Annotated in this window: 16 protein-coding genes; 15 read left to right on the top strand and 1 reads right to left on the bottom strand. The window is 53.6% G+C overall.

Going from position 1 to position 20,706, the window contains the following annotated elements; translation table 11 throughout:
* Nucleotides 1–390 precede the first annotated feature (390 nt).
* The 4 genes from HCX89_RS03135 (at nucleotide 391) to HCX89_RS03120 (ending at nucleotide 8,772) form a co-directional block, all read left to right on the top strand.
* Nucleotides 391–3,963: a pilus assembly protein gene (locus HCX89_RS03135; protein ID WP_174839994.1), complete on the top strand. Its 3,573-nt coding sequence runs from the start codon at nucleotides 391–393 to the stop codon at nucleotides 3,961–3,963.
* 16 nt (nucleotides 3,964–3,979) lie between these two features.
* Nucleotides 3,980–4,336: a TapY2 family type IVa secretion system protein gene (locus tag HCX89_RS03130; RefSeq protein WP_167715035.1), complete on the top strand. Its 357-nt coding sequence runs from the start codon at nucleotides 3,980–3,982 to the stop codon at nucleotides 4,334–4,336.
* A 592-nt stretch (nucleotides 4,337–4,928) separates the two neighbouring features.
* Nucleotides 4,929–8,447 carry a PilC/PilY family type IV pilus protein gene (locus HCX89_RS03125; protein WP_337587086.1) on the top strand — a complete coding sequence of 1,173 codons (3,519 nt, stop codon included), beginning with the start codon at nucleotides 4,929–4,931 and terminating at the stop codon, nucleotides 8,445–8,447.
* Between the two features lie 10 nt (nucleotides 8,448–8,457).
* Nucleotides 8,458–8,772 carry a TapY2 family type IVa secretion system protein gene (locus HCX89_RS03120; RefSeq protein ID WP_109248317.1) on the top strand — a complete coding sequence of 105 codons (315 nt, stop codon included), beginning with the start codon at nucleotides 8,458–8,460 and terminating at the stop codon, nucleotides 8,770–8,772.
* Between the two features lie 50 nt (nucleotides 8,773–8,822).
* Here the strand turns inward: HCX89_RS03120 and ettA are convergent, their stop codons facing one another.
* Nucleotides 8,823–10,490, bottom strand: a complete 1,668-nt coding sequence (gene ettA, locus HCX89_RS03115) for an energy-dependent translational throttle protein EttA (protein WP_025887609.1) — start codon at nucleotides 10,488–10,490, stop codon at nucleotides 8,823–8,825.
* A 228-nt stretch (nucleotides 10,491–10,718) separates the two neighbouring features.
* Here ettA and glyA point away from each other — a divergent pair, with 228 nt between their 5' ends.
* From glyA to HCX89_RS03060, 11 genes are all read left to right on the top strand, one after another.
* Complete coding sequence (gene glyA, locus HCX89_RS03110) at nucleotides 10,719–11,972, top strand: serine hydroxymethyltransferase (RefSeq protein ID WP_025009435.1); 1,254 nt, start codon at nucleotides 10,719–10,721, stop codon at nucleotides 11,970–11,972.
* Between the two features lie 109 nt (nucleotides 11,973–12,081).
* A complete protein-coding gene (gene nrdR, locus HCX89_RS03105) occupies nucleotides 12,082–12,534 on the top strand; it encodes a transcriptional regulator NrdR (protein WP_025009434.1) in 453 nt (150 codons plus the stop codon).
* Nucleotides 12,535–12,574: 40 nt separating this feature from the next.
* A complete protein-coding gene (gene ribD / locus HCX89_RS03100; RefSeq protein WP_167715031.1) occupies nucleotides 12,575–13,699 on the top strand; it encodes a bifunctional diaminohydroxyphosphoribosylaminopyrimidine deaminase/5-amino-6-(5-phosphoribosylamino)uracil reductase RibD in 1,125 nt (374 codons plus the stop codon).
* On the top strand, nucleotides 13,700–14,356 hold the full coding sequence (locus tag HCX89_RS03095) for a riboflavin synthase (protein WP_045282527.1): 657 nt from the start codon (nucleotides 13,700–13,702) through the stop codon (nucleotides 14,354–14,356). It begins immediately after the preceding gene.
* A gap of 81 nt (nucleotides 14,357–14,437) precedes the next feature.
* Nucleotides 14,438–15,544 (top strand): bifunctional 3,4-dihydroxy-2-butanone-4-phosphate synthase/GTP cyclohydrolase II, encoded by a 1,107-nt coding sequence (ribBA, locus tag HCX89_RS03090; protein ID WP_028779054.1) that lies wholly within the window; start codon nucleotides 14,438–14,440, stop codon nucleotides 15,542–15,544.
* A 119-nt stretch (nucleotides 15,545–15,663) separates the two neighbouring features.
* Nucleotides 15,664–16,140: a 6,7-dimethyl-8-ribityllumazine synthase gene (gene ribE / locus HCX89_RS03085; RefSeq protein WP_025009431.1), complete on the top strand. Its 477-nt coding sequence runs from the start codon at nucleotides 15,664–15,666 to the stop codon at nucleotides 16,138–16,140.
* A gap of 13 nt (nucleotides 16,141–16,153) precedes the next feature.
* Complete coding sequence (gene nusB, locus HCX89_RS03080; RefSeq protein WP_025009430.1) at nucleotides 16,154–16,561, top strand: transcription antitermination factor NusB; 408 nt, start codon at nucleotides 16,154–16,156, stop codon at nucleotides 16,559–16,561.
* 88 nt (nucleotides 16,562–16,649) lie between these two features.
* The gene (thiL, locus tag HCX89_RS03075) at nucleotides 16,650–17,606 is read left to right on the top strand and encodes a thiamine-phosphate kinase (protein WP_044735717.1); all 957 of its coding nucleotides are present in this window, start codon (nucleotides 16,650–16,652) and stop codon (nucleotides 17,604–17,606) included.
* Nucleotides 17,607–18,101, top strand: a complete 495-nt coding sequence (locus HCX89_RS03070) for a phosphatidylglycerophosphatase A (RefSeq protein WP_025887610.1) — start codon at nucleotides 17,607–17,609, stop codon at nucleotides 18,099–18,101.
* A gap of 286 nt (nucleotides 18,102–18,387) precedes the next feature.
* Nucleotides 18,388–19,833: a nodulation protein NfeD gene (locus HCX89_RS03065; protein ID WP_107352701.1), complete on the top strand. Its 1,446-nt coding sequence runs from the start codon at nucleotides 18,388–18,390 to the stop codon at nucleotides 19,831–19,833.
* A gap of 1 nt (nucleotide 19,834) precedes the next feature.
* Nucleotides 19,835–20,629 carry a slipin family protein gene (locus tag HCX89_RS03060; RefSeq protein WP_028779058.1) on the top strand — a complete coding sequence of 265 codons (795 nt, stop codon included), beginning with the start codon at nucleotides 19,835–19,837 and terminating at the stop codon, nucleotides 20,627–20,629.
* The last annotated feature ends 77 nt before the right edge of the window (nucleotides 20,630–20,706 follow it).

The raw sequence follows: 20,706 nt of genomic DNA, 5'->3' as shown, positions 1-20,706 counted from the left end.
TACCTATTTTACGGGAGCCTCAAGCATAAAGCTGGTAAATGAGTGTAAAAAAGCGCAAATTCCAGTGTGAAAATGTGACCGATGGCGAATGTCTGAATCTGTTCTCTCAAACTGTTCCTTGCCTGCAACAGTTTTTAATAAAATGAGTTGTAAGATGTGTAGTTGTAAATTTTTGCCGAGTCAGATATTTGTCAGGAGTCATTTTACTTTGGTTTTAATGAGACTTGGTCATCATATTCATAAGTCATATTAAATTATTTCCTTTGGCGCTTGTGCGCCTGTTTTTATATGTGCTAACTGAGTTGTTTATATTGGTGTTGTTATTTGGTTTGGTGTTCTGTTTATTCATGGAATACTGTATTGGTGCCTGTATAAATATGGTGAAACACAATGAATATTTACAGGGGTATAAAGCTTTCAAGTTATTGTTATGGCGGAAAGCAAGCTCGTAATTTAATTCTGCTGGCTATTTTCTTTATGATGGCGCGGCCGGTACCAGCCGATGATACTGAGCTTTATGTTTACGAATCCTCCTCGCGAACCGGCGATAGGCCGCAAATCCTGATCATTTTTGATAATTCCCGCAGCATGGAAGAGTACGTCTATGATGTCGATGAAAGTTACTCGGGAGTAGAGGGCTCCGGCAGTCAAAATACCGAAAGCGGGTTCCTGTATTTTACCAAGGGCACTCCAGATTCAGTTAATATTCCTGTGTTGGATGAACAGAAAGGAAGCAGGAGGTTCAAGAGGGAGAATAACGGTTGTCAAACTTCCTGGGAGTATTTAAATAAGTATGGAACTTATACCGGGTTTATTCGGGAATATAGCTTATCGGGGCAGAATGGTACCTGGAAAGAATTACCTGAGAATGCCGGTGCCAATCTTACTTTGATTGATTGTTTCGAAGATATTCAGGATGAACGCTATGGTAACGCCTCAGGAATTGTAGATGGCTTGCCGCTCGATGGCGCCGGCAATCGCAAAGAAGTGGTTGGTTACACAGAGGTGAATGACGGCTCCAGCGCTGAGCAGAAAAAAGCCGCCAAGGAAGCCGCAGAGCGAACCGGTTTCGGCACGGGTCGGCCGGTTACTTTCTACACGGAAGATTATCTGCGCTGGTATCACAGCGACAAAAAGAAAGTAACCAAGACCCGGTTGCAGGTCGCCAAGGACGCGATTCAAAATGTGATAGTGACCACTCCTGGGGTTGATTTGGGGCTGGCAATCTTCAACTTGAACTTCAAGCTGGAAGGGGAGCGTGATGGTGGACGGATCATCTCGGGGATCAAGTCCAAGACCGCTGCCAGCAAGATAGAGCTCATTAACAGGATTAATGATATTTCCTACGCCCAGGCCACGCCACTGTGTGAGACCTTTTATGAGACTTTTCGCTATTTTAGCGGCAAGGGAGTGCACTTCGCCGATAAAGACAGTGATTATTTTTTTACAAACAGCGATGGCAAGGTTGTCGATCAGTATCTGGTTAAAGATACCCCGCAAAGGGATATGAGCATTATCAAGGGTGGCAGCTATGTTTCGCCGTTCAAGCCATGCCAGAGCCAGGTTTATGTTGTTTATATTACCGACGGTGAACCCACTCAGGATGCCTCTGCCGATGATCTGATCCAAGAGATGACGGGGGATGAGGATGCCTATATCACCCAAAGAAGCCGGAGTTATCTCAGTGCCCTGAGCAGTTGGATGAGTCGGAATGACCTTAACTCCAATCTGGCAGGCAAACAGACAGTGACCACTTTTACCATAGGCTTCAGCGAGGGGGCGGCCAAGGCCGAAGCCTTATTGAGAAAAACCGCCGAAAAGGGGGGCGGCCGCTACTTCGATGCCCAGGATGCCAGCAAGTTGCAGTCGGCAATTCAATCTGTGGTTAATCAAATTCTGGAGAAGAACGCCAGCTTCACCTCGCCTTCGGTGGCCAGCAATAATTTCAACAAGCTACAAACCTTGGATTCAGTGTATTACTCGATGTTTTTGCCCAACAAGGGGCCTCGCTGGCGTGGCAATATCAAGAAATTCCAAGTGACAGATAAAGGCAAAGTGGTCGACAGCAAAGGTGAGCAGGCCATTGCCGAGAATGGCAATATCAGTGCCAAGAGCTGTTCTTTCTGGAGTTCCAGCGGGGCTTGCAGTCAAGGAGGCGACGGCGATGATGTGACCAAGGGTGGGGTGGCCGAAGCCCTCTATAACCAAAAGCAGCGCACTTTGTATGGCAATTTTGCCGCCGGGGGCGACTTGTCACCGCTGACCTTAGATGCCGCCAGCGGTTATGCCGGAGGTGAAGCCAAGCTGGCGCAGCATATGGGGGTAGACAACAGCCAGTTGCAGGGGCTGTTTGATTGGGCACGCGGCGAGGATGTCGATGACGACAACCGCAACGGCAATCGCAGCGATAAGCGTCGCGATCTTTTGGGTGACCCCCTGCATTCCAAGCCTCTGGCGATAGATTTTGGTTCGTCCGCAACCGACCCGGATATCCGTATCCTGGTGGGCAGCAATCATGGCATGCTGCATATGTTTCAGGACAAGGGGGCTTCGGTCAGTGAGAGTTGGGCCTTTATGCCCTGGGAATTTCTCCCCAATCTGGCTGAACTTAAAGCCAATGCACCGTCGGGCGTGCATTCGGTTTATGGTTTCGATGGTTCACCTGTGGCCTTTACCAAACGTGTGGGCAACAGGCTTGAGAAAGCCTGGGTGTTTATGGGGCTGCGGCGCGGCGGCCGTGGTTACTATGCTCTGGATGTTACCAACCCGGATAATCCCAAGCTGATGTGGCATGTTAATGCCGATACGGCCGGGATGAGCGAGTTGGGGCAAAGCTGGGCCAAACCTGTGGTGACCAGTATTCCTGGTTATGGGGATAAGCCGGTACTCATCTTTGGGGCAGGGTACTCTCCGGCCAAGGATACTCTGAGGGTGGGCAGCGCCGACAGCCAGGGGCGCGGGGTATTTATCCTGGATGCTGAAACCGGTAAGTTGCTGCACAGGTTCGGCCCCGGCGGTGATACCGAAATGCCTGAACTCAGAGACAGTATCCCCAATACGGTGGCCGTGCTTGATGACAATAGTGATGGTGTCAGCGACCGCATCTATGCTACAGACACAGGGGCCAATATCTGGCGTCTGGACCTGCCCGATGCCGACCGCAATAATTGGAGCGCCTTCAAGTTTGCTTCTCTTGGCGGCAGCACTGAGAGTACGGACAGGCGCTTCTTTGCCGCGCCTGTAGTGGCGCAAACCATGTTAAGTAATAAGTCCGAGAACCGGGTCACGACCAACGGCGAGTCAAAGACAGTCAATTCATCCATGGAGATCCCCTATGATGCCGTAGTGGTTGGCTCTGGACTCAGGCCATCGCCTTCGGATACCAGTCGTTCGGACATGTTCTTTGTGTTGCAGGACAGAAACACTGCCAGCCAAAATTTCAATGAAATAGATCCCCCACAACCACTGACCCTGGCCGAACTCTACGATGTGACGGCCAAGGCGCCGAATTCCGCCCAGGAACATATCGATTTTGGCCGCAAACTCGGCTGGTATTATGACTTTACCCGCAGTGGTGAAAAGAGTCTGTCCGATGCCAGTATTATCAAAGGGCGGGTGTTTTTCACTTCCTATGTCCCGGGCAGTAAAGCCTCGGCGGAGCAATGTCTGGTCTCGGGCAAGGGGTATCTCTACGGCTTTGATCTGCATAAGGGGGCGCGCAGCTATACCCAGACTTATCTGGAGACGGGGGAAAGTCTCCCCGACACCCCGCAGTTGGTGGTGCAGCCAGGCACCAATGCCGACGGAACTGCCGGGGACAGCTATCTCTATCTGATTGGTATTGGGAATGCTGCGGCACTCATGGACAAGCTGGTTGATGATAAAGGCTGCCCTGCTGGGGACGAACAGTGTGTCGGTGAAGGCCCGGCGACTCACAAACTCTATTACTTCCAGGCCGATTGAAGCGCAGAGGTGTACAGTGAACAAGGTGATCCTTAGCTTGTCTTTGAGCGTATATCTCCCCCTGATGGCGAGTGAGGGGCAAACGCGACAGGATTATAAGTGCCTGGTGGAAACAACAAGAGCGTTGCAGGAGATCATCCGGGTCTCCTGGGATCCGTCCAAGGCGGAACTCTATCAGCGACAGATGCCGGGAATGGTGCTGGAGCGGATTGGCAATCGTGGGCAGCGCCATTACATACGCGAAGTGTTTGAGTGCGTATCAAGGAATGAGGAATTTTACTCTGCCACAGGAAGAAAAATCGATCAGGCCGGCAAAATCTGGACTGAGAAACCCAGGATTGGCTTCATCGCTCTGTTTGCATCAAATAGGTAAATGCCCGAACAAGAGGTTTCTTTCGTGGCCAAGTCTCTCCTATTGATAACTTTCCACTCCGGTGCCTTATTCCGAATTTTTAGGATATCAGCAAATGCCATGTTAATTATAATTGAGGTGTTTTATACATATATTTTACATTTGATTCGGCGCAGCCAAGAGGTGTGCCACTCCTGTTTTGAATAAAGATCATTTTAAAAACACCATAATAGTAGTGAATACCGGATCTTCTAAAATGAACTGGCTGATATTGTGCGGGTGTTCGGTTAAATGTTGAAGTCGAGTCAGATATTTGGCTAAGGTCAAATCTGTTTGATTAACCTGAGGCCAAATCGACACATTTTGATATTAATGTAAATAATTTGATTAATTTGTTGTTTGGGTGTTCCTGTCGTGGTAAATAGAGGCTCGAAGAGATAAAAGCCTTATTTTACAGTCCGGTGTTTTGTTTATCTCTATCAAAACAGTGGAATAAACACCGGTAAAACACGACGTAACTACCATGACAAATCACGGATGTATCGGCCCTTGTTGGCGGCAAATCAGCAGGCGATTCCTAGCCTTGTTGCTCTCCTGTATTGGCAGTTTTATATTGGCCAGCCCATTATTGGCCGATGACACTGAACTCTATGTTTATGAGTCCTCATCGCGCAGCGGTGCCCGGCCGCAAATGCTGATCATTTTCGATAACTCAGCCAGTATGGGTAATTATGTATACGATGTGGATGAGAGTTATTCTCCCGGCGCAGGTGGTGGCGCTCTTGAGCCCAAGAAAGAATTTATTTACTTCACCAAAGGTGCTCCTGATTCAGACAATATGCCGGTTCCGGGCAAGCAGGATAAGACCTGGCGTTTTTTGCGCAGCAATAACGGCTGCCAAACGTCCTGGGAGTATCTGAACAAGTATGGGATTTATACCGGCTTTGTCCGTGAATACAGTTTCTCCGGACAAAATGGCACCTGGAAAGAGTTGCCCGAAAACAATGGTGCCAATGTTACCCTGATAGATTGTTTCGAGGATATTCAGGATGAGCGTTATGGCAATGCCGAAGGGATACCCGATGGTTTGCCGCTGGATAGTGCCGGTAACCGCAATCAGGTGATCAGCTACACCCAGGTCAGCAATGGCTCGACCGAGGCGCAGAAGAAGGCGGCTAAGGACGCGGCCGAGCGCACAGGTTTTGGCACAGGTCGTGTGGTGACCCTCTACACAGAAGATTATCTACGCTGGTACCACAGCGACAAGAAAAAGGTCACCAAGACTCGCCTGCAACTCGCCCAGGAAGCGATTCAGAACGTGATTGTGACGACTCCCGGGGTGGATTTGGGACTGGCCATATTCAACCTCAACCATGACAGGGAAGGAGTGCGTGACGGCGGGCGGATCATCTCCGGGATAAAACAGCAGAGTGCTGCCAGTAAGATAGCGCTTATCGAGAGTGTCAAGGAAATCGCTTACGCCCAGAATACACCCTTGTGTGAAACCCTCTACGAGGCCTATCGTTACTTTAGTGGTCAAGGGGTGTATTTTGGAGACGATGACAGCGATTACACTTTCTACAAGAGGGACTATTGGGGGCGGGTTGTCACTGATCGATGGGGCCGCCCCATAGTCACCCGCACCTACCTTACGGAAAACACGCCGCAAGCGGATCCGAGCATTATCAAGAATGGCATCTATGATTCACCGTTTAAAAAATGTCAGAACCAAGCCTATATAATCTATATCACAGACGGTGAGCCGACGCTGGATAGCGCCGCTGACGGCTTGGTGCAGGGGATGACCGGGGGCAAGGATGCCTATGTGAGCCGTAATGGCAACAGTTATCTCAGTGCCCTGAGCAGTTGGATGGCCAGCAATGATGTCAATCCCAATATGGCCGGCAAACAGACGGTCAATACTTTTACCATAGGTTTCAGTGAGGGAGCGGCCAGGGCGGAAGCCTTGCTGAGAAAGACTGCCGAAAAAGGCGGCGGCCGTTACTTTGATGCCCAGAATGCCAGCAAGCTGCAGTCGGCAATCCAGTTGGTGGTCAATCAAATTCTGGAGAAGAATGCCAGTTTCACCTCGCCCTCAGTGGCCAGCAACAACTTTAACAAGGTGCAGACCTTTGACTCTGTGTACTACTCCATGTTTCTGCCCAACAAGGGCCCCCGTTGGCGTGGCAATATCAAGAAATTCAGGGTGACAGGCACAGGGGATGTGGTAGACAAAAACGGCAATCCGGCCATTGCCGACAATGGCAATATCAATACCTCTGCCTGCTCCTTCTGGAGCTCTCAGGCGGCTTGCAACGCCGGTGGTGATGGCGACGATGTCACCAAAGGTGGGGTGGCCGAGGCCCTCTATAACCAAAAGCAGCGCACTTTCTACGGCAATTTTGCTTCCAAAGGCGGTTTGTCACCCCTGACCAAGGCCGCGGCCAGCAGTTACGCCGGTGGCGAGGCCAAGCTGGCGCAGCATATGGGAGTAGACCAAAGCCAACTGCAGGATCTGTTCGACTGGGTTATCGGCAAGGATATTGACGATGACAACCAAAACAACAGCCGCAGCGATAAGCGCCATGACCTTCTAGGCGACCCCTTGCATTCCAAACCTTTGGCCATAGATTTCGGTTCGTCCGCAAAGAACCCGGATATCCGTATTCTGGTGGGCAGTAACCACGGCATGCTGCATATGTTTCAGGACAAAGGGGACTCGGTCAATGAGAGCTGGGCCTTTATGCCTTGGGAATTTTTGCCCAATCTGGCAACGCTCAGAGCCAACGTACCTTCCGGCGTGCATTCGGTTTATGGTTTTGATGGCTCACCCGTGGCTTATATCAAGCGCAGCGGCAACAAGATGGAGAAGGCCTGGGTATTTATGGGGCTGCGGCGTGGTGGCCGTGGTTACTACGCCATGAATGTGACCAATCCGGATAAGCCTAGCCTGATGTGGCATATCAGCGCAGACTCGGCCGGCATGAGTGAGTTGGGGCAAAGCTGGGCCAAGCCTGTGGTGACCACCATTCCAGGTCAGGGTGATAAGCCGGTACTCATCTTTGGGGCAGGGTACTCTCCGGCCAAGGATACTCTGGAGGTCGGTGGCGCCGATAGCCAGGGCCGCGGGGTGTTCATTCTGGATGCCGAAACCGGCAAGTTACTGCACAGATTTGGCCCCGGCGGTGATACTCCAATGCCGGGGCTGAGGGACAGCATTCCCAATTCGGTCGCGATTCTTGACAGCAATGGTGATGGCGTTACTGACCGTATCTATGCCACGGATACCGGGGCCAATGTTTGGCGGCTGGATATGGCTGGAGCCGACACCAAACAATGGAGTGCCTTCAAGTTTGCGTCTCTTGGCGGCAGCACAGAGAATACCGACAGGCGCTTCTTTGCCGCCCCTGTGGTGGCGCAAACCATGTTTGGCAATCTGAGCGAGAACCGTGTCACGGTCAACGGCCAGTCAAAGACGGTGATTTCGGCGCAGCAGATCCCTTACGATGCCGTGGTGGTCGGCTCCGGACTCAGGCCATCTCCATCGAACACCAGTCGCTCGGACATGTTCTTTGTTCTGCAGGACAGAAATACCCTCAGTCAGAGTTTCAAGGGCAAGGCAGTGCCTCAGGCACTGACGTTGGCGGATCTTTACGATGTGACTGCCAAGTCGCCGACTTCAGAGAAAGAACATATTGCTTTTGGCCGTAAGCGCGGTTGGTATTACGACTTTACCCGCAATGGTGAAAAAAGCCTTTCCGATGCCAGTATCATCAAAGGGCGGGTTTTCTTTACCTCCTATGTGCCCGGCTCGCAGACCTCCACCAACCAGTGTTTGGTTGCCGGGCAGGGCTACCTCTATGGCTTTGATCTGCACAAGGGCACCCGCAGTTACACAAAAACCTATCTGGAGATGGGAGAGAGTGTCCCGGATACACCGCAGTTGGTTGTGCCGCCCAATATCAGGAGTGATGGCACTGTGGCCGATAGCTATATGTATTTGATAGGCATTGGCAATGCCGGCGAAGATATGGAGAAGGTGAAGCCGGATCCAGGCTGCCCATCCGGCGATCACAAGTGTGTCGGCGGCGGCCCGTCTACCAACAAGATTTATTACTATCAGGCCAACTGAGGAGCGGATGATGCACAAGCTGATATTGTCTTTGGCCATACTCTTGAGTCTGCCCCTGGCTGCCGCACAGCCCAAGGGGCAACGTCAGGACTATAAGTGCCTGGTGGAAACAACAAGAGCGGCGCAGGAGATTATTCGGGTCTCTTGGGATCCTGCCAAGGCCGAGCTCTACCAGCGGCAGATGCCGGGAATGAAGCTGGAGCGGATAGGTAACCGCGGCAAACGCCATTATGTGCGTGAAGTGTTTGAGTGTGTGCCCAGAGAGCAGGCGTTTCGCTCGGACAGTGGCAGGCAGTTGGACGATTCTGAAGCGGGCCTGGGTTAAAGGAAATAAAAAACGGAGGCGTTTGCCTCCGTTTTTGTACGGTTTTTCTATTACTTGGTCATCCGCTTGTACTTGAGTCTGTGTGGCTCAATCACATCGGCACCGAATTGGTTTTTCAGCCAGGCCGAGTATTCTGTGTAGTTACCTTCGTAGAAATTAACCTGACCCTCGTCTCGGTAGTCGAGGATGTGAGTACAGATACGGTCGAGGAACCAACGGTCGTGCGAGATCACCATGGCGCAGCCGGGGAATTCCAACAGCGCTTCTTCCAGTGCCCGCAGAGTTTCCACGTCCAGATCGTTGGTCGGTTCGTCGAGCAGCAACACGTTGCCGCCGGCCTGCAGCAGCTTGGCCAGATGCACCCGGTTACGTTCACCGCCGGAAAGTGAGCCGATGATCTTCTGCTGATCGCCACCACGGAAGTTGAAGCGACCGACATAGGCGCGGCTCGGGATCTCCAGATTGTTGATCCGCATGATGTCCTGACCGCCGGAAATCTCTTCCCAAACCGTGTTCTTGTCGTTCATCGAGTCACGGAACTGTTCCACAGAGGCGATTTGGACTGTATCACCTATCTCGATTTCACCGCTGTCCGGCTGCTCGGCGCCGCTGAGCATTCTGAACAGGGTCGACTTACCGGCACCGTTGGCACCGATAATACCGACGATGGCGCCCTTGGGAACGCTGAAGCTTAAGTTGTCTATCAGAATGCGGTCACCATAGCTCTTGGTGAGATTGCGCACCTCAATCACCTTGTCACCCAGGCGAGGACCGGGCGGAATAAACAGCTCATTGGTCTCGTTGCGGCGCTGATAATCTGAGCTGTTCAACTCTTCGAAGCGGGCCATACGGGCCTTGCCCTTGGACTGACGTCCCTTGGCACCCTGACGCACCCACTCCAATTCCTTGGCAATCGTCTTCTGGCGGGCGCTTTCGCTGGCGGCTTCCTGCTTCAGACGGGCATCTTTCTGCTCCAGCCAGGAGGAGTAGTTGCCCTGCCATGGGATACCTTCACCCCGGTCGAGTTCCAGGATCCAGCCGGCGGCATTGTCGAGGAAGTAACGGTCGTGGGTAATGGCAACCACAGTACCTGAGTATTCCTGCAGGAAGTGCTCCAGCCAGGCAACGGATTCGGCATCCAGGTGGTTGGTCGGTTCGTCCAGCAGCAGCATCTCCGGCTTTTCCAGCAGCAGACGACAGATGGCCACCCGGCGACGTTCACCCCCGGAGAGCACCTCCACCTTGGCGTCCCATTCCGGCAGACGCAGGGCGTTGGCGGCGCGCTCGAGAATATTGTCCAGATTGTGGGCATCCTGGGCCTGAATGATGGCTTCCAGTTCGCCTTGCTCCTTGGCCAGGGCGTCGAAGTCGGCATCCGGCTCAGCATAGGCCGCATAGACTTCATCCAGACGCTTGAGGGCGTTTTTGGCTTCGCTGACGGCTTCTTCTATGGTTTCCCGTACTGTCTTGTTGGGATCAAGCTGGGGCTCCTGGGGCAGGTAACCTATCTTGAGTCCCGGCATGGGACGGGCTTCACCTTCAATTTCTGTGTCCAGACCTGCCATGATTTTCAACAGGGTGGATTTACCCGAGCCGTTGAGACCCAGGACACCAATTTTGGCGCCGGGGAAGAAACTCAATGAAATATCTTTGAGGATCTGCTTTTTGGGCGGCACTATTTTGCCGACCCTCAGCATGCTGTATACAAACTGAGCCATATTGTTTCTCTGTTGTCCTGAACTGAGTTTTCCTAAACTGGCGGCAGTTTACCAATTTGACAGGGCTCCTGCCAGATGCGGCCAGATAGCGACACCATTGTTCAGCAAATGAAACATAGTCATCTGCTGACACAAGGATTTTCATCATCCTGCGACTGGGATATTTGTCACACTCAGAGTAGAATACCGCGCAACCCTACCAATAAGATTTGCCAGCTGGAGTGACAGATGCTGAAGAAAAGTATGAACATTGCCGACTATGATCCTGAGCTGTTCAAGGCGATTGAGGATGAAACCCGTCGTCAGGAAGAGCACATTGAGCTGATCGCCTCCGAAAACTACACCAGCCCCAGAGTCATGGAAGCCCAGGGCTCACAACTGACCAACAAGTATGCCGAAGGTTATCCAGGCAAGCGTTACTACGGTGGTTGTGAGTATGTCGATGTGGTGGAGACTCTGGCAATTGAGCGTGCCAAGCAGCTGTTTGGCGCTACTTACGCCAACGTTCAGCCACACTCAGGTTCACAGGCCAACAGCGCGGTTTATATGGCGTTGCTGCAACCCGGCGATACCGTACTGGGGATGAACCTGGCTCACGGTGGTCACTTGACCCACGGCTCTCCGGTTAACTTTTCCGGCAAGCTGTACAACATCATTCCTTACGGTATCGATGAGTCCGGCAAGATTGACTACAGCGAACTCGAAACGCTGGCGCTGGAACACAAGCCCAAGATGATCATCGGCGGCTTCTCGGCCTACTCAGGCATAGTTGACTGGGCCAAGCTGCGCGAAATCGCCGACAAAATTGGCGCTTACCTGTTTGTCGATATGGCACACGTTGCCGGTCTTATCGCTGCCGGTGTTTATCCTAACCCTGTGCCGCACGCCCACGTGGTGACTTCGACCACTCACAAGACACTGGCCGGTCCCCGCGGCGGTGTGATTCTGTCGGCTGCCGACGATGAAGATCTGTACAAGAAGCTGAACTCCGCGGTATTCCCGGGCGGTCAGGGTGGTCCTCTGATGCACGTTATCGCCGGTAAAGCCGTGGCCTTCAAAGAAGCACTGGAGCCGGAATTCAAAACCTATCAGCAGCAGGTGGTTAATAACGCCAAGGCCATGGTTGAGGTGTTCCTCGAGCGCGGTTACAAGATAGTTTCCGGCGGTACCAGCAACCATCTGATGCTGGTGGACCTGATTGGCCGTGAGCTGACCGGTAAAGAAGCCGACGCCGCTCTGGGCCGCGCCAACATCACAGTCAACAAGAACTCAGTGCCCAACGACCCCCGCTCACCCTTTGTGACCTCCGGGGTGCGTATCGGTACACCGGCCATCACTCGCCGCGGTTTCAAGGAAGCCGAAGCCCGTGAACTGACCGGCTGGATCTGTGATGTGCTCGACAATGCTCACGATGACGCCGTTATCGAGCGTGTTAAGGGCCAGGTGCTGGAACTGTGCGCTCGCTTCCCTGTTTACGGTTAACCTTTTCAAGGGAATAGGATAAACTTCGATGGCCGCTGAATTCAGCGGCCATTTTTGTTTCTGCCATTTAGCAGCATCCGCTGCCGGCAACTGAGCACCAGGAGGCATAATGCATTGTCCATTTTGCAGTGCGACGGATACCAAGGTGATAGATTCCAGGCTGGTGGCAGACGGTCATCAGGTGCGCCGTCGCCGGGAATGTACTCTGTGTCATGAACGCTTTACCACCTTTGAAGGTGCCGAGCTTGTCATGCCCAGAGTGATCAAGCGCGATGGCAGCAGGCAACCGTTCGATGAGGACAAGCTGCGCGGCGGTATGCTGCGTGCCGCCGAGAAACGTCCGGTTTCCATGGATAAGATTGAAGAGGCGATCAGCAAGATCAAGTCCACCCTCAGAGCCACAGGCGAGCGGGAAGTGACCTCGGAAATGATCGGCAATCTGATGATGGATCATCTTATCGAGCTGGATAAGGTGGCCTATATTCGCTTTGCCTCTGTGTATCGTGCCTTTGAAGATGTGTCAGAGTTTGGTGAAGCGATTGCCAAGCTGGAGAAAAAATAGGCTGTCAGTCACAGCCAACTGTTAAGTCACGGAAACCCCCATGTGGTCCAATACTGATATCGCCATGATGAGCCGCGCCATAATGCTGGCTCGCCGTGGCCGTTATACAACCCGCCCCAACCCCAATGTCGGCTGCGTCATCATAGATGCCGATGGCAAGATTGTCGGCGAAGGCTGGCATCAGCGTGCCGGCGAGCCCCATGCCGAAGTACATGCCCTGAAAATGGCCGCTGACAAGGCCCGCGGTGCTACTGCCTATGTCACCCTCGAACCTTGCAGTCACTATGGTCGCACGCCGCCCTGTGCCGAAGCCTTAATTAAACATGGCCTCAAGCGGGTGGTGGTGGCAATGACAGATCCCAACCCTCAGGTGGCCGGCCGAGGTATCGGCATGCTGGAGGAGGCCGGGGTTCAGGTGCAGAGCGGTCTCTTGGCCGAACAGGCCAGAGAGTTGAATCCGGGCTTTTTATCGCGGATGGAGCGAAATCGCCCCTGGGTCACCCTCAAGCTGGCGGCGAGTCTCGATGGCAAGACGGCACTGGCCAACGGTGAGTCCAAATGGATAACCGGCCCCGAGGCGCGCCGCGACGTGCAAAGGCTCAGAGCCCGCAGCTGCGCTCTGCTCACCGGCATTGAAACCGTATTGGCCGATGACCCTTCCCTGAATGTCCGGCACGCTGAGCTTGGCAGCCTGGGTGAAACCCTCAGCGAGCAGGAGCTTATTCAACCGCTGCGGGTGATACTCGACAGTAACTGCCGTATGCCGCTCGATGCCAGGCTGTTGCAAATTGCCAGCCCGGTGCTCTTGGTCAGCTGCCGTCCCTATGAGGATGAATTCCTAGCCGCTTTGCCGCCTTATGTCACTACTTTGGTGCTGGCCGGTGAAGACAACAGAGTAGATATCGCGGCGTTGCTGCAACACCTGAGCCAGAGCTGTAATGCGGTGTTGGTCGAGGCCGGGGCAACGCTTTGCGGCGCCTTTATTAGTGCCGGGTTGGCCGATGAACTGCTGCTTTATCAAGCCCCGAAACTGCTTGGCGCCGCTGGCCGAAACCTGCTGGCCTTGCCAAACTATCAGCAGATAGCCGATACCCCGGCGATACGGGTAACAGATCAACGTAAGCTTGGCAATGATACCCGGCTTACTCTCAAGATAGGTGATTGAATGTTTACCGGAATAATTGAAGCTGTCGGTACAATACGGGCACTGGAGCGCCGTGGTGATGATATTCGTCTGACTGTGGCCAGCGGCAAGTTGGATCTCAGTGATGTGCGTCTGGGCGATAGCATTGCCACCAACGGCGTGTGTCTGACCGTGGTTGAACGCCTGGCGGAGGGTTATGTGGCCGATGTTTCGGCCGAAACTGTCAGCCTCACCGGCTTTGACCGCTACAGCGTCGGCACCAAAGTCAACCTGGAAAAGGCGGTCACGCCAAACACCCGCTTGGGCGGGCACTTGGTCAGTGGTCATGTGGATGGTATGGCGCGGGTCATCAGTGTGACTCCAAGGGGCAAGGCGCTGGAGTTTTGGCTCGAGGCACCCGCTGAGCTGGCCCGTTACATTGCCCATAAAGGCTCCATTACCGTCGATGGCGTCAGCCTCACGGTTAACGAAGTGGATGGCCGCAATTTCCGCCTCACCATAGTGCCGCATACCGCCAGTGAAACCACTCTGCTTGAGCTGCGCCCCGGCGATAAGGTCAACCTGGAGGTGGATCAGATAGCCCGCTATCTTGAGCGTCTGATGCAGCACCAAGAGGAAGCGCAGCCGAGCGAAGGTGTCACCCTGGCTATGCTCGCCAAGGCTGGCTTCATGCGCTAGATGTGCGCCAGCCCACTGGTTATCGCGCGCTAACAGGTTAGAATTCATTGATTACACAGAACAAGAGATAAAGGTCTTACAATGGCGCTACACAGTATCGAAGAGATCATCGAGGATATTCGTCAGGGCAAAATGGTTATCCTGATGGACGATGAGGACAGAGAAAATGAGGGCGACCTCATCATGGCGGCGGAGAAAGTCACCCCGGAAGCGATCAACTTCATGGCTCGCTTCGGCCGTGGTCTTATCTGCCAAACCATGACCAAGGCTCGCTGCCAGCAGCTGAATCTGCCGCTGATGGTCAGCAATAACAACGCCCAGTTTTCGACCAACTTCACCGTCTCCATCGAGGCCGCTGAAGGGGTGACCACAGGTATTAGCGCCCATGACCGCGCCGTGACAGTGCAGGCGGCTGTGGCTAAAAATGCCAAGCCGTCCGACATAGTTCAGCCGGGGCATATTTTCCCTTTGATGGCACAGGATGGCGGGGTGCTGGTGCGCGCCGGTCATACCGAAGCCGGTTGCGATCTGGCGCGTTTGGCTGGTTTGGAACCTTCGGCAGTGATCGTGGAGATCCTCAATGAGGATGGCACCATGGCACGCCGTCCGGATCTGGAAGTGTTCGCCAAGGAGCACGGCGTTAAGATGGGCACCATTGCCGATCTGATCAACTACCGTAATAACACTGAAACCACAGTGGTGCGTGAGGCCAAGTGCAAGCTGCCTACCCGTTTCGGCGAGTTTGAACTGCACACCTTCCGCGACACCATAGACAATCAACTGCACTTTGCCATGGTCAAGGGCGAGATTGTCGACAATATTCTGGTGCGGGTACACCTGCAAAACACCATTAATGACCTGCTGTTCTCTGAGCGCGATGAAGTGCGCAGCTGGCCGCTTGAGCAAGCCATGGCGAGGATTGCCGCCGATGGTGGTGTGCTGTTGCTGCTGGGTAACCAGGAGCCTAACGAGAGCATTATCGCCAAGGTCAAGGCTTTCGAAGCAGAAGACAAGGGCGAAGTGCCGGTGACCGCCAAATGGCAGGGAACCTCCCAAAGGGTTGGCGTAGGCTCACAGATTCTGGCGACGCTTGGCGTCAACAAAATGCGCCTGCTCAGCTCGCCCAAGCGTTATCACTCTCTGGGGGGCTTTGGCCTGGAAGTCACTGAGTATATTCCCGGCGAATGAGCCGACAGAATTAATTAACCATTTCCGAATAATTGCATAGGGCGGAGGGGTAAATTGCGTGCTATCATAGCGCCACTTTTTGCCCCCGGCCGGGTGCTTTAGCTAAGTTAGGTAAGATAATGAACATAGTTCAAGGTAATATCGAAGCAAAAAACGCCAAAGTCGCGATCGTTGTATCCCGTTTCAACAGCTTTGTGGTTGAAAGTCTGCTGGAGGGTGCCGTAGACACTCTTAAGCGTTTCGGTCAGGTAAGTGAAGACAACATCACTGTGGTACGCGTACCTGGTGCTTTCGAGCTGCCTTTGGCCGCCCGTCGTGTTGCCGCCAGTGGCAAGTTCGACGGTATCATCGCCCTGGGGGCTGTGATCCGTGGTGGTACACCACACTTTGATTTCGTTGCAGGTGAATGCAACAAGGGTCTGGCTCAAGTGGGTCTGGAATTCGACATCCCGGTCTCTTTCGGGGTACTGACCACAGACACTATCGAACAGGCCATTGAGCGTTCCGGCACCAAGGCTGGCAACAAAGGCGGCGAAGCTGCCCTGGGTCTGCTGGAAATGGTGAACGTGCTGCAACAACTTGAGCAACAGCTGTAATACAGGAAAAAGCATGAAGCCTTCAGAGCGCCGCAGAGCCCGCCGTTTAGCGGTTCAAGCCATCTATTCATGGCAACTGAGCGGGAACAATATTGCCGATGTGGAGCACGAGTTTCTGACCGAGCAAAACATAGACGGCGTGGATGTCGCCTACTTCCGTGAACTGTTCACCGGAGCGGCAACCAAAAAGGCTCAACTGGACGAGTTAATTGCCCCCCATCTGGATCAGCGTCCCATGGAGGAGGTCGATCCTGTGGAGAAGGCCATTTTGCGTTTGGCGGCTTACGAGCTGACTTTCCGCAAGGATACGCCTTACAAAGTGGTAATCAACGAGGCTATCGAGTTGGCCAAGGCGTTCGGCGCCGAGGACAGCCACAAGTTTGTCAATGGCATATTGGACAAGCTGGTAGCTCGTCGCTGAACCAGAAAGAAATTAGACAAACGGTATCGTAAGATACCGTTTTTTCATTGGAAAACCGGGAGGCTGCGAACCAGTGGCCAAGTCAACAGTGAAAGAATTTCAACTTATCGAGCGCTATTTTCATGGTCGTGGCCAAGCGCGCAAAGATGTCCGCCTCGGCATAGGTGACGATTGTGCCCTGGTGCACCCCGCCGAACACAAATCCATTGCCATCTCCTGCGATACCTTGGTGGAAAATGTCCACTTCTTGCCGGACATGCCGGCCCAGGCATTGGGCTACAAGGCGTTGGCGGTCAACCTGTCCGATCTTGCTGCCATGGGGGCCGAGCCCGCATGGATGACGCTGGCACTGACCATGCCCAGTGTCGATGAAACCTGGCTGGAGCAATTCAGTGCAGGTTTATTTGAAGCGGCTGATTACTATGGTATTTCTCTGGTCGGAGGCGATACCACCCGCGGCCCGAGAGCCATCAATATCACGGTTCATGGCCAAGTGCCGGAGGGCAAGGCGCTCACCCGTAGCGGTGCCCGCGCCGGTGATTGGATTTATGTCACAGGTTCCCTGGGGGATTCAGCCCTGGGGCTGGATATTATCCGCGGTGAATTGAAGGCGAGGGCAGAGCACAAGGAATACCTGGTTAACCGCCATTATCATCCTTCCCCCAGAGTTCTGGCCGGTCAATCCCTCAGAGGCTTGGCATCGAGCGCCATAGATCTCTCAGATGGCTTACTGTCGGATATCAAGCATATCCTCAAGGCATCGGCCGTCGGTGCGGTTATCGAAGTGGATAAGCTGCCGCTGTCCCAGGCGATGAAAGATACTGTCACAGCGGATGCGGCACTCGACTATGCCCTTTGTGGCGGCGAAGACTATGAGCTGCTGTTCACTGTGCCGGAAGCGCAGCGCGGCGCGCTGGAAACCGCCTTGGGCCATGCCGGAGTCAAGTTCTATCAAGTCGGCCAGATACTTGCCGGTAATCAACTCAGGCTACAATATCACGGCGAGGTATTCGAGCCGCAACAGACAGGATTTGAGCATTTTTAGATGAAGTGGTTTGCTCATGACGAGGCGCTCGCAAGGGTCAGCCTCAAGAACCCGGTGCATTTTCTGGCACTCGGTTTTGGCTCCGGCCTCGCGGCCAAGGCGCCAGGGACCTTTGGAACCTTGGCAGCCCTGCCTGTATATCTGTTGCTGTCCCAGTTCAGTTTGGGGGTGTATATTGCCGTGACACTGCTGGCCTGTATTGGTGGCATCTATCTGTGCGGCAAGACTTCCAAAGATATGGGGGTGCACGATCACGGCGCCATAGTTTGGGATGAAGTAGCAGGGTTACTGATCACCATGATTGCAGCGCCCGCCGGTGTACTCTGGTTGCTGCTGGGCTTTGTGTTGTTCCGCATTTTCGATATCTTCAAGCCCTGGCCCATTCGGGTGCTGGATGCCAAGGTACATGGCGGTCTTGGCATTATGGCCGATGATATTCTGGCCGGTATCTTCTCAATGCTATCACTGCAGGCGATTGTTTGGGCGGTAGGCTGAAACAGCCTTAAGCTGAAACGTATAAGCCTTGAGCCGAAATGTATAGCCTTGAGCTGAAATATATAAGCCTTGTGGCGGGTTTCAATCTCTTGATTCCTGCCGTTGACTCAGCATAGTCCGCTAACCCTCATTGAATACCTGGCGCCGTTGATTCGGCGCCTTTTTCATTGGTCTCTCCTTCTGCTCATATCTACCGGCTCGGTTTAAGGCCGTCACATGAGTGCTTTATGCCTAATCCCCAAAGCCGACTATCCTTAAGGTATGGGGAAACCCACCCGGGGGCGTTATGAAAGGCTGGCCGGCCAATACTTTGTTCCGGCGCTGCGGCTGTGTAGGACTCTTGGCTCTGTTGTGGATCTTGCCTGGCTTAGGTGCAGACCACGTCCGGCCAAAGCCTTACTCCCCGGCCGCAGCGCCGACCATTACCCTGCTCAGTGTCAAAGGAGCCATAGGGCCCGGTGTCAGCGACTATCTGATCCGGGGGATAGAGAGTGCAGCTGCAACCCCAGGCAGTCAGTTGGTGTTGATCACTCTGGATACCCCCGGAGGCCTGGTATCCAGCCTGCGGGATATCAATCAAGCGATTCTCGGCTCCAGGGTGCCGGTTGCCTGCCTGGTCTATCCATCCGGTGCCCGCGCAGCCAGCGCCGGGACTTACATCTTATATGCCTGTCATATCGCCGCCATGGCGAGTGCCACCAGTCTTGGGGCGGCCACCCCTGTGCAACTGAGTCCCATGGGAAATGAACCACCGGAGCCCAAGCCGTCCGATAATGAAGCCGAAAAACCTGTGGGTGACAGCAACAGTCAAAAACTTGAGCGCAAGCAGCTCAATGATGCCATTGCTTATATTCGGGCACTGGCGGAGCTGCGTCAGCGTAATGTCGAGTGGGCCGAGAAGGCGGTACGTGATGCGGCAACCCTGACGGCCTCGGAAGCGCTGGAGGCCAATGTTATCGACTATATCGCCGATACGCCGCAGCAACTCCTGGCCATACTTGATGGCAAGTCGGTAGCCATGCAAGGTGGTGCTCGGATACTCAAAACCGAAAACGCCATAGTGCTGGATCGCAGCCCGGATTGGCGTGCCCGTTTCATCAATCTGCTCACCAACCCCAATATCGCTTACATACTGATGTTATTGGGGATCTACGGTTTGCTGCTGGAGTTTTACAGTCCTGGCGCCATGTTGCCTGGCGTAGTAGGGGGGATCTGTCTGCTGTTGGCCTTGTATGCCTTCCAGCTGCTCCCCATCAGCTATGCCGGTGGTGGTTTATTGCTCTTGGGAATTACTTTGCTGCTCGCCGAGGCCATGTTGCCGAGCTTTGGGATTTTAGGTTTCGGCGGCCTGGTAGCCTTTGTGCTGGGGTCGGTATTTTTGGTGGACAGTGAAGTTGAAGCCTTTCGTATCGCCTGGCCTGTGATAGCCCTGGTCAGCGTCGTGAGCCTGCTGTTTTTCCTGCTACTGATCAGCTTTGTGTTCAAAACTCGCAAATTGTCCGGAGTGGCCGGCGCCGAGGGGATGGTAGGGAAATATGCCAGGGTGATAGACGGCTTTCCCGGGCGCGGCCGGGTGCACTTTATGGGGGAAGATTGGCAAGGTGATTGCGAACAGGCCTTGAACCCCGGGCAACGGGTGCGGGTTTTGGGGCTTAAGGGGCTGGTACTCAAGCTGGCTGAGGTGAAAAGCGGTGATATCGAGCCGACTGAAAATCAACGCAGAGGAGACTGACATGGGCGAAGCTATCAGCAGTAGTTTGAATATTTCCTTTGGGGTGTTATTGGTGCTGTTTGCGGCCTTGCTTATCAGTATGTTCCGCATCCTCAGGGAGTATGAACGTGGGGTGATTTTCTTTCTTGGGCGTTTTTACCGGGTCAAGGGGCCTGGGCTTATCATACTGATCCCTGTGGTGCAGCAGATGGTGCGGGTGGATCTTCGAACCATAGTGATGGATGTGCCCTCTCAGGATGTGATCAGCCGTGATAATGTCTCGGTGCGGGTCAATGCAGTGCTCTATTTTCGGGTAGTCGACCCGCAAAAGGCGATTATCAATGTGGAGAACTTCCTCGCTGCCACCAGTCAACTGGCACAGACCACCCTGAGATCCGTGCTCGGTCAGCATGAGCTGGACGAGATGTTGGCCAACAGAGAGATGCTCAATGCCGACATTCAAAGGATCCTCGACTCCCACACAGATGCCTGGGGCATCAAGGTGGCCAATGTGGAAATCAAGCACGTGGATCTCAATGAAAGTATGATCCGCGCTATTGCCCGTCAGGCCGAGGCCGAGCGTGAGCGTCGGGCCAAGGTGATCCATGCTCTGGGGGAGATGGAAGCCTCGGAAAAACTGGTGGAAGCGGCGCAGACGCTGGGGAAAGAACCCAATGCCATCATGCTGCGCTATCTGCATACCCTGACGGAAGTGGCGGCGGAAAACAACTCGACTATCCTGTTTCCGCTGCCGCTTGAGTTACTGAGCAAATTAAATGGTGCATTTAAAGATTTAACCGAAAAATCAAAAAACTAGCCCGAGAGCTGTTTAAAATACCAGCTATTTACAATAGGTTTATATATTGTTACTTTGAGCAGTTATTGGCGTTTGTG

Source organism: Shewanella sp. Iso12 (assembly GCF_012030025.1).
GTDB classification, from domain to species: domain Bacteria; phylum Pseudomonadota; class Gammaproteobacteria; order Enterobacterales; family Shewanellaceae; genus Shewanella; species Shewanella algae.
The sequence above is the reverse complement of the archived record's forward strand: the minus strand, read 5'-3'. Positions and strand labels throughout refer to the sequence as shown.